The sequence below is a fragment of the Xenorhabdus sp. SGI 60 genome (assembly GCF_056632175.1).
This window is the reverse complement of sequence record NZ_CP196860.1, coordinates 1,755,781-1,770,814: the sequence shown is the minus strand read 5'-3', so window position 1 is coordinate 1,770,814 and position 15,034 is coordinate 1,755,781. Positions and strand designations below refer to the sequence as shown.

Sequence of the window (15,034 nt, the reverse complement as noted above, 5' to 3'; positions counted from 1 at the left end):
ACTAATGGCCAGCCAGAAAAAGTTTCTCGCTTAATCGGGTAATAACCATTTTGACCAATGACGTCACTGACGCGCTGCGCTTGTCTTCTCCGAGTTACCGGGCTAATACATTACCCCGGTAACTCGGAGAGCTGAAAAAACACCTGCCAGAAAAAATTCTTATTTAACCCACCCTATTAAAGAATTAGTGATAAAACTGTTCACCTATTCACTTTTAAATATTTTTATTTAAATTCATGCCATTAAGTGGTGATGACATGAAATCAAACTCATCATTACTCTTCAACCAACCCTTCACCTCAAACTTGAAAAAAGGTGAACAGGGTTGAATACTTGTGAACAGTTTAAAAATAACTATTCACCCTATAATAGGTTGATATATCTGGTTTAAATTACAGAGTGAATAATGGTGAACACTTTTTTATATTTCTTTGAAAAATGCCTGTACAAGAAAAAATTATTCTTCTGGCTGGTCATTCCTTGTTAGTTTTGGCATCCATTCATTAGCGGTGTCGACATTGAGGCTCAGATTGCTGCGAATGCCGTATTTGCTTTTCTTGCGCAGGTAATGCAGGCTATACTCTGCCAGTGCGCCCGGCATATCCATGCCAAAACGAGTTACGGAAACAGGTTTATTCAGGTTATTGCCTTTCATATAAGCAAGATAGGCGTGATAAAGGTATTTGCGGGGATTAAACGGCATAATTTCCGCATTGCCAATTAACAGGCCATCAGCTTCATGGGATGCAATCAGATGACCGCAGAAATCGACCAGTGGATCGGTGCCACGTTTGATATCCAGCGCTTCTTCAGATTTCTGTTGTTCTGCCAGTAAACGCCTTGCTGTTTGTGGATCAGCGAACCGATGCAGCAGATGTCGGATAATCACGGGCAGTTCTGCCGCGATTTTATCGCGCAGCAGAGGATCACGTTCATTTTCCGGTACGACTTCAGAAAAGTTGAAGATTACCCGACGCCGCGACACACCACCACTGCGATCACTGAAACTCATAGCATGATTATTCACCGCCAGCACGACAGCAGGAATACGGGTTGAATAGGGTTGTTTGTGCTTCGGATCGATGGCAACTTCATCGCCGCCTGTAATGGCCTTGATGCCGGAACCATCGCCCACATAGCGAGTCTGATCTGGCAGGATAATCAGCGAATAGCCGACAATCAACGCCCGTTCCCGTGGGTTTTCCAGAGCAGCCATACTCGCAGAAACCGTATTGCCTTTGCCTGCCAGCATAGCGCAAATTTCAGCAAAGATGCTTTTGCCACTGCCTCCGGCACCAGTGACTTCCAGAAAAAGCTGCCAGTCGTAACGATTCGCCAGCACCATAAACAGTGCCGCCAATACACGACTAAACTTGTTTTCACAGTTGGCTGTTGCCCGATTCAGCCAGTGCCAGAACTGTGGTGCATGGTCTTTCAGGGTTTCCCCCGAAATGGGGGAATTGAATTCAACATCATTAGCAAGTAGCAGCCAGTCACTTTTACGATGCGACCGGAACTGGCAGGTTTTCAGGTCAAACACGCCATTATTGAACCCGATTAAGTGGCGCTTTGGCGGTTGCATCATGGGAAGCTGTAATTTCAGGGCATCCACGGCAGAGCTAATACCATGCGGTGAATACGGCAGCTTTTCTTCCATAAAGGCCGCCACCATTTCCCGTTTTAAATCACGGTCACTGACCGGACGCCAGACAATACCATCATAGTGATGAACGCTTTCCGAAGCGCCATCCAGTGCCAAATTGCCGTCATAACGTGCCAGTAGCACTTCCCCGCGCTGACTGGCTCCCATCTGGCATAATGTCAACTTTGAATGCTCGGCATCATTGGGCTGAGTAGTCGCTTTTTTCTTGGTTGATGTCGGTTGATAAAGTCCCTGAGAAAAGGCCAGCTTTGCCATTTCCACACCGTGTTGCTGGCGATAATCGTCCCAATCAGCTTTATACTCTGTAGGTGGCAATGTGACCCAGCCATTAACCACAAGGGCAGCTTTTTCTGCCGAGATCTTGCCGATATTCACTTTTGGTTTACCGTTCTTATCCAGTTCGCCGGGGCTGTGCCAGTCATTATCAGCCGCAAAGATGATTTTCGTGTCAAACCATCGTTCCCGAACTGATTGAGCAACAGAGAGCAAACTACCTGCATCCAGTGCCGCCAGAACAGTACCTTTATAGAGTTGGTTAACTGTGAGCGCAGTGGCATAACCTTCGGTAATGATTACTGTATCGGAATACTCTTCTGGCTTTGCTAAGGCAATAAATGATCCTTTCTTCTGGCTGCCAGAGAGTAATTTTTTCTCGCCATTGGGCTTAATGATCTGTGCGCCTGTGACTTTCTTATCCAATGTTGTCAATGTCAACACTATCGAATTATCGGACAGCAGCCGCTGACCAGGGCAATGCAGCCCTTTTGCGGTCAGGTAGGGAGATTGCCCGGCGACAGTTTGCGCCATCAGTCCCGTCACTCTTTCAGCAATCGACTGTGTTGTTTGAATGCTTTCCCTAGTTAGCTTGGGTTCTGGCAAAGGTAATGCCAGCGTATCCGCAATAACTTTTGCTGCTTCAAGAATCGAGATCCCTTTGGTTTTTGCCACTAAATCCAGCCCATCACCATAGTTTGGGACATCACATTGGCGACAATGCCAGTTGCCATGATGATGGTCGTCAATAAAGTGAAAACGGTCAATACCACCGCAGATGGGGCAAGCGCCATGTTTCCCCTTTGCGGGAATGTCGATGCCACATGCAGGCAGCAGGTTTTCCCAATGGTACGTGGCGGATCTTTTTACTGTCTGGATCAGATCGAGCGGTTTTTGTCCATCTGTTTTATCTGAAGATGTAAATTTAGGGCGAGTTTGGTTATGCTGTGTATCAGCCATTATCGTTATCTCTCAACGGTTATTGGTCAGACGCCCTGTATGTGTTGCGAGCACTACGGGGCGTTGTTTTATTTGGTTACTAAAATTAAAATGGTCATTACCATGTAATTTAAAATATCCTTGGGTAATTACCATGTCAACACAAAAAGAAAAACGATCTCCACAATACCAAATGAGATTAACGGAAGAATTCAGGCAACAAATTGAAGAACAAGCAAAAGCCGATGGTGATGCTTCCCTTGCTACATGGATCAAGCGCATACTCCGTAAAGAACTCCAATCGCGTGGTATTGACCCCAAAGGTTGAACCAACCAACAGTTAGTCAGGAGGATAGCTCCCATACCGCTATCCTTTTTTCGTTTAAATAACAATTGCAAGATTTGTCTGTCTCTCAATGAATGGATTACCCGCATCGTGAACTCATGCACCAAAATTCAGTCAACACACTATCAGGCACGAGATTCAGCAATACGCTGATCAACCCAGCCATCAATTTCTGATTCAATAAACGCAACCGAACGAGGGCCGATTTTGACTTGCTTCGGGAATTTATCTTCTTTAATGAGCCTGTAGATCCATGCCTTGCTGTAGCCCGTTCTGCGCTGAACTTCTGGCAGGCGAATGAGACTTTCTTTAGATGTTGTCATTGTTGGCATGTATACCTCCTGTGATCGAGTCCTTGAAATGCCTTAGTGGACGTTATTTGACGACAGAGGGATTATTTAAAAATTCAGATTAATTGAAAGCGTAAACTCTTTAACCAATGCGTAAAATTAATTGCTGTCTATTGACTGTATAAAAAGCAACCTTGTGTGCCACGGGCACAGCAGCCTAAAAAAACACCATGTATATAGCTGTGATGGTAAATTTAACCAAATGAAAAATAAGGAAAATGTATGATGGGTCAGGGTATGGGATTTTTAGTGGATTACACACTGTATTAAAAATAGTCTTTGTTGTCCTGGGCAACAAAGTTTAAAAAAATACCTTTTGCATAAAAAACAGGCTATGCTGGCACTGCCAGCAAAGGTTAAAAAAACATCATATGATGATTGTCATAACAAAGGGTAGGATGCGGAGTTTTTAGCTGGCTATGTATTGTGTGAAAAGCAGACTCTGTTGGTAGTGCCAACAAAGTCTAAAAAATCATCATGAACTCAATACGTTCTGAGCATTAATCCATGTTATTTCCGGCGTTTTTTCGCAAAATCATACGGCGTGATATGTTTTTCCCGGTTGGCATCCAAATAATCCGCCCACCATTGCACCATCAGTCGCCGTTCGTCCAGATGTTTAGAGGTATGAATATAGGCGGCTCTGACGTTCTTTCTTTCCACATGGCTTAACTGGCGTTCGATGGCATCATCGTTCCATAATCCCGATTCCCCCATTGCACCGCGAGCCATTGTTCTGAACCCGTGCCCACAAACGTCTGTTTTGGTGTCGTACCCCATGCCGCGCAAGGCATTATTAACGGTACTTTCACTCATGACTTTTTGTGGGTCATGGTCGTTAGGGAACATCACTTCACATTCGCCGCTCAACTCGCGCAATGATTTAAATAAATTAACGGCCTGACGGCTCAGCGGAACAATATGCTCGGTTTTCATTTTCATGCCCCGTTCGGAGAATTTAACGCCCTCAATAGCCTTTCTTGTGGCAGGGATTTTCCAGACTGCATTTTCAAGGTCGAGTTCTTCCCAACGGGCAAATCGCAGTTCACTGGAACGGACGAATGTTAATAAAGTCAGTTCCACTGCGATACGGGTGATTAAGCGTCCATGATAGCGAGAAAGTCGGCTCAAAAATTCAGGTAAACGTTCGTGAGGCAGAGCGGGGTGATGTTTGGCTTTGACAGTGGAAAGTGCGCCAGCCATATCATTAGCCGGGTTAAATTCAAGAATATCGTTCTGGACGGCGTAGCGCATGATGGAAGTGACACGTTGCTGTAATCGCTGGGCAATATCATGCTTGCCACCGGTATCAACGGTTTTGATCGGGGCTAAAAGCTGGCTTGTTCGCAAAGTGGAAATATCCAGCCTGCCAATATGAGGGAAAATATAATGCTCAAGGCTGCGCATGATACGGTTGCCGTGATCTTCACTCCAACGTTTATTGCTGGCGTGCCAGTCACGGGCGACTTTTTCAAAGGTATATTTTCCCTTTGCTCCGACATGTACCTCTTTTTTCTCAGCTTTGGGATCAATGCCCTGAGCAATCAGCTTCTTGGCTTCATCTCGCCTGGCGCGAGCATCAGCTAAAGAAACGGTAGGATAGACACCGAAAGCCAGTCGGTCTTCTTTTTTATCGGTCGGTCGGCGATACTTCATACGCCAGTATTTTGAACCGCGAGAAGTAATCTCCAAATAGAGACCACCACCATCGGCGAGTTTGTAGGTTTTTTCTTTGGATTTTGCTGTTTCGATGAGTCGTGCGTTTAGTTTCATTATAGGGGGCACATTTAAAATAGAAGTGTAGGTGCCCCTGATTATGCCCCGCCGTGCACGTTGATTGCAATAGACTGGAGTAGACCTAAAAAGAAAAGACCTGATTGATTTATCAGGTCTTTCTAGGAATTAGTTTACTAGAGTAGACGTTAGTAAACTTATGTTTGGTGCCCAGGGCGGGACTTGAACCCGCACAGCCTAAAGGCCGAGGGATTTTAAATCCCTTGTGTCTACCGATTTCACCACCTGGGCTGAATCTGGAGGCGCGTCCCGGAGTCGAACCGAGGTTAACGGATTTGCAATCCGCTGCATGGCCACTCTGCCAACGCGCCTTTTTTGGAGCGGGAAACGAGACTCGAACTCGCGACCCCGACCTTGGCAAGGTCGTGCTCTACCAACTGAGCTATTCCCGCCTTTCTTCGAACTTCTTGATTTACTTAATTTGTTTTGTAAATATCATGTGCCGTTCGATGCGATGCATTCTACTTACTTCACGAAATGAGTCAACACAATTATTTATAAAACGCGTTCGTTCGATGATTTTTACGTCACCTGGATCAACTTTCACGCAAATCATCCCATGCAGCGCTCAAATATTGAAACATTGACCAGAATGTCAAGACCGCAGCAGCGTATAATAGGATGAACCCTCCCACTTCGAGTTCAATGCAAGGACGCCATAATAAGGCAACCAATGCCGCCATTTGTGCTGTAGTTTTTATTTTTCCCATCCAAGAAACAGAGACACTACTGCGTTTTCCCAATTCCGCCATCCACTCACGCAGGGAAGATATGATGATCTCACGAGCAATCATCGTCGCAGCAGGCAGCGTGATCCACCACGTATGGTAATGTTCTGCAATCAGTACCAGCGCAGTAGCTACCATGACTTTATCCGCCACCGGATCAAGAAATGCGCCAAAACGCGTCGTCTGTTTCCACAAACGGGCAAGAAAACCATCAAACCAATCTGTTGCAGCAGCAATAATAAAGATAATGGCACATAACATCGGTGCCCATTGGAATGGCAAGTAAAATGCCAAAACAAAGAATGGGATTAAGGCAATACGAAATAGAGTAAGCCATGTTGGAATATTTAATTGCATAATGCTTAGTAACTATCTGGCCAAGTTAAGTTTATCAGTATGGTGCATCAATACTTCTAGTGTTTCAACGCATTATAGATTTTTTCTGCCAGTGCATAAGAAATAGAAGGTACTTTTGCGATCTCTTCTACACTTGCGTTGCGTAAAGGCTGTAATCCTCCCATATATTTAAGTAACATTTGTCTACGTTTCGGCCCAATACCATCAATCGATTCCAATGTACTGGTCTTTTTCACTTTTTCCCGACGCTGACGATGTCCTGTAATGGCATGGTTGTGAGATTCATCACGAATATGTTGAATAACGTGTAACGCAGGTGAATCAGGAGGAAGTGCTATCCCCTCTCCTTCCGCAGCAAAGAATAGGGTTTCTAGCCCAGCCTTACGATCACTGCCTTTCGCAACTCCAATTAGCTTAGGATACTTTTTATTCCATTCAACCTCCAAAGAGTTGAAAACTTCAATCGCACGCGCAAGCTGCCCTTTTCCACCGTCAATAAAGATAATGTCCGGGATTTTTGTCTGATCGATAGCTTTGCTATATCGACGACGCAAGACTTGGCTCATCGCAGCATAATCATCCCCTGGAGTAATACCTGTAATATTATAGCGTCGATATTCTGCACGAACCGGGCCATTAGCATCAAAAACAACACATGATGCAACAGTTTGTTCTCCCATCGTGTGACTGATGTCGAAACATTCCATACGTTGGATTTTTTCAAGGCCGACAAATGTGGTCAGTGATTCTAATCGCTGATGAATTGTCGATTGTTGGGAAAGTTTGGTAATCAAAGCTGTAGCGGCATTAGTACGTGCTAATTTTAAGTAACGCGCTCTGTCACCTCTTGGCCGTGCCTGGATATAGATTTTTCTGCCCGATATTTCAGCCAGTGATTTTTCCAATAATTCTTTTTCAGGTAATGCAAAATCCAACAAAATTTCTGTCGGCAACGTCCTGTTTTGGCTTCCTTGGAGATAGAATTGACCAAGGAAAGTTTGCACTACTTCATCTAATTTCGTATCAACCGGAATTTTGGGATAATAACTGCGGCTGCCCAATATCTTGCCCTGACGGATAAATAAGACATGCACACAGGCCATTCCCGCCTCAAAAGCAACGCTGATAACATCAAGATCATCACCTTCTCCAGAAACAAATTGTCGTTCCGTAACTTGCCGTACTGCCTGGATCTGATCACGATAACGGGCAGCCTCTTCAAACTTAAGCTGTTGACTCGCTTTTTCCATTTTTGTAACCAGCTCATCCAATACTTGCTGATCTTTCCCCGCCAAAAACAAACGGACGTATTCAACTTGCTGCAGATATTCTTCATCTGTTACAAACCCCTTAACACAAGGGGCGAGGCAGCGCCCAATCTGATATTGCAAACAAGGTCTTGAACGATTGCGATACACATTGTCTTCACATTGGCGAATAGGAAATAGTTTCTGCAATAAAACCAAAGTGTCACGTATTGCATGAGAATTGGGGAATGGGCCGAAGTATTCTCCTTTCGCATGCCTGGCTCCACGATATAAGGTTAAACGGGGATGGATATCACTACTCAAGAAAATATAAGGATAAGATTTATCATCTCTCAGTAATACATTGTAGCGAGGCTGATACAGTTTGATGTAGTTATGTTCGAGCAGGAGCGCTTCTGTCTCTGTGTGGGTAACGGTGACATCTATCTGGACGATATTTTTCACTAATGATTCAGTTTTTCGACTACTAACTTGTGCCCTAAAATAGCTAGATAACCGTTTTTTTAGATCCTTAGCTTTACCAACATAGATCACTGTGCCAGCGATATCATACATGCGGTAGACACCCGGCTGACTGGTAACTGTTTTTAAAAATGCCTTTGAATTAAATAGTTCCGCCATGACTGATCACCCATCAAATCTTATTACCCACCGTGAGTTACCATATTCTGCGCATCAAGCAATCCACAGCGTATTGCCATATGGGTCAATTCTACATCACCTTTGATATTTAGTTTACTGAACATTCTATAGCGGTAACTATTCACTGTTTTTGGACTCAGATTAAGCAACTCAGAAATCTCATTAACTTTACGCCCCTGAGTTATCATTGTCATGATCTGCAATTCCCGCTCCGAAAGTTCATCCAACGGGTTCTCTTTTGGGGGTGATAACTGGTTGAGTGCCATCTGCTGAGCAATGTCCGAGGAAATGTAACGTCGGCCTGCATAAACCACCCGAATTGCGTTGATCATATCCTGAGGAGCTGCAGCCTTGCTCAAATATCCCCTAATCCCTGCTTGCATCACTTTTGTGGGCAAAGAACTTTCAGTATGGATAGTTAGCATAATCACCCGTGTATCAGGTGAATAACGGATGATTTTTTTAGCCGCCTCCAACCCTCCTATTCCGGGCATTCCCATATCCATCATGACAATATCCGTGCTGTTTGATCTACACCATCTGACTGCATCTTCTCCACTACTGGCTTCCCCTACGACTTTTATCCCTTTTACATCATCAAGGACGCCTTTCACACCAATGCGCACCAGTTCATGGTCATCAACTAATAAAACATTAATCAAACAACATCTCCACTAACGTAATATCCACTATAATGATAAAATTAATAAATCCCAAAACAAAACGAACACGCTGAATTTATCTTTATGATTTTCATAAGATAAATTAACAAAAGATAACAGATTATACTCACATTAGCGCAAAACAGAAAGAAAATTGTTACATATCAATGAAATGTAATAAATATATAGCCAACTGATTTCGTTTAATATTTTTTTAATAACATATCTCTATATTATTCATAGCAATTCATTTTAGTCCAGAACAATATGAGGATGATATTTCCCCCATTATTGCAACGATTATTTAAATAAGTTAAGGATATCTGCTTTAGTCAGCATAGGGGTCTTTTCAACAAAGTTATAATATGCTGGCTTGCTGTCCACATAAACTTGGCGAGATAATTTACTTCGATTACTATTATCAAACAATGCAACTGGAACATAATAAGCACTTGGATGATGCAAATGGTAAAAAAGATGTGTGCCGCACCTGTTACAGAAAGCGCGTTCTGCCCATTCGGATGACGGATATGTTGAAATACTTTCAGCTCCCTCTATTTTTAGGTCATCCTTACAGTCCACAGATAAAAATGGCCCTCCATTCCATTTTTGACACGTTTCACAGTGGCATACGTTAATATCTTCAATGCCTTGATTGGTTTTTACACTCACCGCACCGCATAAACAATAACCTTTATTCATCATTTAACTCTCTATCTATAATAACTTTATAGGGAAAAATCTTATATCTGAGATTGAATAAATCTACCACTATATTTCATCAAAAATACCATATTTACTACAATGATTCTCTAATTTATAACCATACAAATAAGTTTTTTAAACTTCAAGTTATGGCTTGATAGCAGAAAATTAAGTTATTTATTTTTTCACATCTTCGTTATCTTCTTCTTCATCATCATCATCTATGTGCCAGCTATGCAATATTCGGTGGACAAAAGGCGTCACCACCATACCTACTGCGATAAAAAAGATAGCCTGAAGGAATAGTCCATAAACGGCAGCAAAATATTTCCCCAGAGTACTGACTGGTTCAATATGCAAGTTTTGTGTTCCAATCATTGAAACTGAATTTAGTATTGCATCAGGAATAGCATGGCTTTCGATCAAGAAAAAACCCAGTACACCCGGAATAATACCGATCAGAAAAATAATGAATGCATGCAAAAGAAAGCGCAGTATCCGTAAAAGAAATCGGTCAAAGCTAATTAATTTATCAGTAAATTTTTCCATACCAGATCTCCACTAATAAATTAGTTACCATGGTGATTGTATGTTAGTTTTTATTTTTATCAATGTTCATGAACCGGACATTACTCAATATTCCCTGCCCCAAGAGCACACCCACAATAGTAATAACAAGGCCAATCATTTGTGGCAGGCTGGGTATATTTCCCATCACTAGCTGTATAATGAGCGCAAACATAGGAACAAAGTTAAAAAATACCGCCGTTTTGCCTGCTCCACGAATAGCAACACCTATATTCCAAAAAAGATAGGCAACAGTAGAACCACCAATACCTATATAAAGACAGGCCAAATGACTTTCAAATGTTCCGAAAGATAATGCCGTTATTGGCGATTCCACAAAAATCGCAATAAACACTAATATGATCGCACCAAAAAGCATCGTCCAGCTCGTCGTCGCTAATGGCGTCGCATCTTTGACAAATACCCGTGTTCCCACTGTGTAAATTGACCAACCAAGACTTCCCATAAAAATGATTATATCGCCGATTACTATCTGAGAGACACTTCCCAAAATAAATTCACCATTGGTAATAACCAAAGTAACCCCCAACAAACTGATCGCCATACCAATAACTCGCATCAATCCGGGTAACCGACGATTTATAATCGCTTCCAGAATATTGGCAGAGACAGGCGTCGTTGCCACAATTAAAGCAGCCGTAACTGGATTGGAACTTTGCAGACCAACAAAAAATGCCCCATTAAATCCCGCCACACCAATTGCCCCAAGAACAATAAATGCCCACCCGTTTTGTTTCAAAACCTTGCTGTGAATTCCCTCTTTCCATGCCAAAAAAATAAAAATACAGATAACTGCATAAAAAAAACGCTCAACAGAAGCTGTCCACGGAGGCAAACTCGTAAGTGCAAATTTTGTTATCTGAAAATTTGATCCCCAAAAGAATGTTGCGATTAACGTCAGTGCAATCGCTGACTGTGGAGTTGTTTTCATATTCATTACCCTATCTTGATTTATCTTAAACAAAGTGATCCTTGGCAAAATCATTGTGGCATCTTTTAAAATTGAAATATTTAGGCAAAATTGGTAATCAAATTTTCAGAAATGGAAAACAAATCATGCAATCACTTATTTGGGATGATATTCGAATATTCTTGGCAATCGCGCGGGTAGGTACTATCAGTAAAGCGGCTGAGTTTCTTGGTATTGGAGTGGCAACAGTATCGAGAAAAATCGAACGTTTGGAAAATATCTTCGGGATGCCATTATTTCTGCGGCATCAAACAGGCTATCAACTAACAGAAGATGGCGCAGAACTATTGGAAAAAGCCAAAGCCATGGAGATAGCAGCAAGTTCATTTCTGTTTGAAGCCGATCTACGGGCAACTATTGCAGGCAGTGTACGCCTTGCAACACTCGAAACATTATCCAATTATTTAATTATGCCAAACTTGCCGACCTTACAAAAAAATCATCCAAACCTGACATTAGAAATCACAACGGATATCTACCCGGTAAACCTTCACCGCCGTGATGCTGATTTAGCACTTCGTATCATCAGACCGGAGCAAGGCCATGTTAATGTCCGACAACTGGGAACCTTGGGGTTTGGTCTGTATGGCAGCGAAACTTATTTAGCGACCTGCCCCTCCGATATATTCAAAGGTAAATACAACGATGCGCATTTTATTGGCTGGACAAGTGAGTACTCGCAACTTCCTTCCGTTAACTGGTTTAAACAAGTCTTACAAGGGCGCTCACTTTCAGTCGCAACAACTTCAATTTGTTCTCAAATTGCAGCAGCAACTGCGGGCCTGGGGTTAGCCGTGCTACCTCATATTGCAGCCAGTGACGCAGGGCTTACTTGTATTTCGCCTGATTTAGGCATAGATAAACCCATCTGGCTTGTTATTCAATCTGATTTGGCCCATTCTCCCAGGATACGGAAAGTGGCAGATTTTTTGGCAGAGGTGGTTTTTCAAAATCAGAATAAACTTTCAGGGCGGTCACACCAATCGGGCATACTATAACATTCCGCATGACCAACAGCGGCACACTTGGTTAGATAAGCGATGAGATAACCATCTAATTTTAATCTGGCCCCCTGTCTAATCAATTGTTATCGGCCAGGCTTCCGTTTAAGCTTATATTAAGATATTAAAGATGAATAAATCTTTCCCATCCGATGATATTCGGATAAAAAATAATTTTTATCCGATCTTGCATACATATTATTTACAATTCATTTATTCACGTTATGATGTTGTTGTGATATTGTGTATTACAGCATCATTATCTCATTGAGCCAATTTATTAAAAAATAAATTCAAAAATTTGTTGAAACATAATTCAGTAAGACGCTATTTCCACTATTGGAGCAACTAAGTAATTTCTCTAAAATTGGTATATATTCTTTATTATCATTAATATATCGCCATAATCATATATAGAAAAACGGGGAAATACTTTATCTTTTTTAATCATGAGGTTACTATGTTAATCATTGATGAAAAAAACAAAAGCATAAAAAACATGTTTTCTAACTTGTTTCATCATCCTTCAGTCAATAAAAAGAGAGAAAATAGCGAGGTTATTAACTTATTAATTGGATGGGATGAGAGACATAAAAATATTATTGAAAATATTTCAAGTGCCTCGACAGAATTCCCTTTGCTGGAAACTTGCTTACTGCCTCTCGATTCTACTCCTTCATCAATTTTAATTGAACAAATTGAAAAATGTGATGTTTTCATGTTTTTTTATCTTTCATCAACATTAAAACCTTTTACATCATCAGGGCCTCAGTTTTTGTCCCCCATAAGGAAAGTTATGCAAGAAAATTGGCGAAAATCAATTATCTTCAAGGATTATGGTGAGCATTTTTATGAAGCTTTCTCTGAGCAAATAGAAATAATAAGTAATAGAAACCAATCAATCATAAATCTTGCCATGGTAAGCAAACAAATTATCTTTGAACAAGAACATGATAGCATTCTGACCGCAACGATTAACGAAAAACAATCATGGACCTCAATAGACGGTAAAAATAGTTATGATATCACTCCTGGTGAAATAGCAACAAAACTACACAATCTAGAAGGATGTATTACTTTTAGTGGTACTTTTCTCAGTACTATCCCTTTTGCTATTAAATATGGTGTTGTAAAAGATTTTTTCAAAATAAAAGTAAAAAATAGCCAGATCATTGACTTTACATGCCGAGATCCTATTTTCTCCCAAGATTTTGACAAGTATCTATCCGCAAATCCAAGCAATAGTGTGATTGAAGAATTTGGTATTGGGACAAACTATGGCGTTAAAAGGCTGTACGGTTTAAATGCTGGTTTTGAAGAACGGCACCCTGGCCTGCATCTTGGATTAGGTGGCGGTGCGATGGGTAGCCACCATTTGGATCTTATTTTTGAAGGAGGGAAACTATTCTTTGATAAGAAAAACTTTTTTCATAATAAATTATTTAATATTTAGATTAACGATAAATTCATAAAATTCAATTTGATATATGGTTGCTAACCAAAAAAATAATACAACCACTTCGACGTTTAAAAAATAAACTAAACAGTGAATTTTTATGAAAAACTAATATAATCGTACCATTATACCAGACAAAATAATTTTTGTTTTTTTACAACATATTTATTTACAATTCATTCACTATCATACAATATTGTTATCTGCAACATATCATAACGCGATGCTCGACTTTCGTGGTGAGTTGAAATGACATAGCCGCTCCTTTATAACTTTAAATCGCCAAACTGAGAGAAATAAAGGAACAAAGGCTATGTCACAGCAAGATTTTATCATTTGGGTGTTTTGTTGGGTAGACGATAGTTTAACAGCGTTACAGCAAGACACGATTACGAAGCCGGGGGAACCCACCTAAGATGAGCGATGCCGAAGTCATCACGATGGAAGTGATTGGTGAATTCTTAGGGTTTTCAACAGATAAAGGGATTTGGAAATACTTTTTTGACCACTGGCGCGAGTGGTTTCCGGGCTGGGTTCACGCGCCAATTTTGCTAAACAGGCGGCAAATCTTTGGGTTGTCAAACAAAAGCTGCAAGAGCAGCTGGCGACGTTATTGGGCGCGTTCGACAGACCGGTGCATATTATCGACGGATTTCCCCTGCCCGTCTGTGGATTCAAAAGAGCGAAAGGCAGCGCCAACTTTAAAGGGCAAGCGGATTATGGATATTGTGCCGCCAAGAACGAAACATACTACGGCTTTAAAGGGCATCTGATGATAGATGAAACCGGCGTAGTCACGGGGCTCACGTTAACACCTGCGAGCGTCAGTGAGCGTGAAGCGGCCTGGGATTTTGTCCGTCCCGATAAAAGGCTATTTGCTGGGCGATAAAGGGTATTTAGGCGTTGAGTTTAAACAGGAAATGAAAAAGCAGGGCATTGAGATGATTACGCCGGTGCGTGCCAATATGGATGATCCGATCCCCAGGGAAATCAGAAAGCGTATTAATGACAAACGCCGTTTAATTGAAACCGTGATTGGTCAACTCGCCGGGCAATTTGCTATCGAGAAGTGCTGGGCGCGGGATTTGTGGCATTTGGGTAATCGAATTGCCAGAAAACTGCTTTCTCACACGTTGGGTATTTTTGCCAATTTTAAACAAGGTAAAAGTCAACGCGACTGGCTTCAACAAGCCAACGTTATAGGATGTTAAAGTCGAGCATCGCGTTATAGATTTATATACAGTTTAATCATCATAAACTTAGTAAAGTTGAGGTTAATATGGAAAATACCA

Annotated in this window: 12 protein-coding genes, 3 tRNA genes and 1 pseudogene; 4 read left to right on the top strand and 12 right to left on the bottom strand. The window is 41.6% G+C overall.

All coding sequences use genetic code 11. The annotated features are described in order from the left end of the window. Positions 1-457: 457 nt before the first annotated feature. Positions 458-2,896 (bottom strand): phage/plasmid primase, P4 family, encoded by a 2,439-nt coding sequence (locus tag ACSJJG_RS08640; RefSeq protein ID WP_481089079.1) that lies wholly within the window; start codon positions 2,894-2,896, stop codon positions 458-460. A gap of 133 nt (positions 2,897-3,029) precedes the next feature. Between ACSJJG_RS08640 and ACSJJG_RS08635 the strand changes: the two genes are divergently transcribed. Continuing rightward, positions 3,030-3,203: a hypothetical protein gene (locus tag ACSJJG_RS08635; RefSeq protein ID WP_285810986.1), complete on the top strand. Its 174-nt coding sequence runs from the start codon at positions 3,030-3,032 to the stop codon at positions 3,201-3,203. Between the two features lie 143 nt (positions 3,204-3,346). On the opposite strand, the gene ACSJJG_RS08630 is transcribed toward ACSJJG_RS08635, so the two are convergent. From ACSJJG_RS08630 to ACSJJG_RS08580, 11 genes are all read right to left on the bottom strand, one after another. Next, positions 3,347-3,553: a helix-turn-helix transcriptional regulator gene (locus ACSJJG_RS08630; protein ID WP_099133550.1), complete on the bottom strand. Its 207-nt coding sequence runs from the start codon at positions 3,551-3,553 to the stop codon at positions 3,347-3,349. Between the two features lie 528 nt (positions 3,554-4,081). Then, a complete protein-coding gene (locus tag ACSJJG_RS08625; RefSeq protein WP_481089078.1) occupies positions 4,082-5,344 on the bottom strand; it encodes a tyrosine-type recombinase/integrase in 1,263 nt (420 codons plus the stop codon). Between the two features lie 165 nt (positions 5,345-5,509). Continuing rightward, positions 5,510-5,596 (bottom strand) — tRNA-Leu (locus tag ACSJJG_RS08620). Positions 5,597-5,602: 6 nt separating this feature from the next. Further along, positions 5,603-5,676 (bottom strand) — tRNA-Cys (locus ACSJJG_RS08615). A gap of 5 nt (positions 5,677-5,681) precedes the next feature. Further along, positions 5,682-5,757: transfer RNA gene (locus tag ACSJJG_RS08610), tRNA-Gly, on the bottom strand. Between the two features lie 144 nt (positions 5,758-5,901). Then, the gene (gene pgsA, locus ACSJJG_RS08605; RefSeq protein ID WP_481089077.1) at positions 5,902-6,450 is read right to left on the bottom strand and encodes a CDP-diacylglycerol--glycerol-3-phosphate 3-phosphatidyltransferase; all 549 of its coding nucleotides are present in this window, start codon (positions 6,448-6,450) and stop codon (positions 5,902-5,904) included. Between the two features lie 56 nt (positions 6,451-6,506). Continuing rightward, entirely contained in the window at positions 6,507-8,339 is a 1,833-nt protein-coding gene (gene uvrC / locus ACSJJG_RS08600) for an excinuclease ABC subunit UvrC (protein WP_481089076.1), read from the bottom strand. A 23-nt stretch (positions 8,340-8,362) separates the two neighbouring features. Further along, positions 8,363-9,022, bottom strand: a complete 660-nt coding sequence (gene uvrY / locus ACSJJG_RS08595) for a UvrY/SirA/GacA family response regulator transcription factor (protein ID WP_481089075.1) — start codon at positions 9,020-9,022, stop codon at positions 8,363-8,365. Between the two features lie 300 nt (positions 9,023-9,322). After that, the gene (locus tag ACSJJG_RS08590) at positions 9,323-9,724 is read right to left on the bottom strand and encodes a GFA family protein (RefSeq protein WP_481090409.1); all 402 of its coding nucleotides are present in this window, start codon (positions 9,722-9,724) and stop codon (positions 9,323-9,325) included. A 180-nt stretch (positions 9,725-9,904) separates the two neighbouring features. Beyond that, positions 9,905-10,276, bottom strand: coding sequence for a hypothetical protein (locus tag ACSJJG_RS08585; RefSeq protein WP_481089074.1), 372 nt, complete (start codon positions 10,274-10,276; stop codon positions 9,905-9,907). Between the two features lie 43 nt (positions 10,277-10,319). Beyond that, complete coding sequence (locus ACSJJG_RS08580) at positions 10,320-11,252, bottom strand: DMT family transporter (protein ID WP_481089073.1); 933 nt, start codon at positions 11,250-11,252, stop codon at positions 10,320-10,322. Positions 11,253-11,371: 119 nt separating this feature from the next. Here ACSJJG_RS08580 and ACSJJG_RS08575 point away from each other — a divergent pair, with 119 nt between their 5' ends. The 3 genes and pseudogenes from ACSJJG_RS08575 to ACSJJG_RS08565 all read left to right on the top strand — a co-directional run bounded on the left by ACSJJG_RS08575 (position 11,372) and on the right by ACSJJG_RS08565 (position 14,953). Further along, positions 11,372-12,283: a LysR family transcriptional regulator gene (locus ACSJJG_RS08575; protein ID WP_481089072.1), complete on the top strand. Its 912-nt coding sequence runs from the start codon at positions 11,372-11,374 to the stop codon at positions 12,281-12,283. A 463-nt stretch (positions 12,284-12,746) separates the two neighbouring features. Next, on the top strand, positions 12,747-13,739 hold the full coding sequence (locus ACSJJG_RS08570) for a M29 family metallopeptidase (protein ID WP_189760442.1): 993 nt from the start codon (positions 12,747-12,749) through the stop codon (positions 13,737-13,739). A gap of 316 nt (positions 13,740-14,055) precedes the next feature. Then, a pseudogene (locus ACSJJG_RS08565) lies at positions 14,056-14,953 on the top strand (IS982 family transposase). The last annotated feature ends 81 nt before the right edge of the window (positions 14,954-15,034 follow it).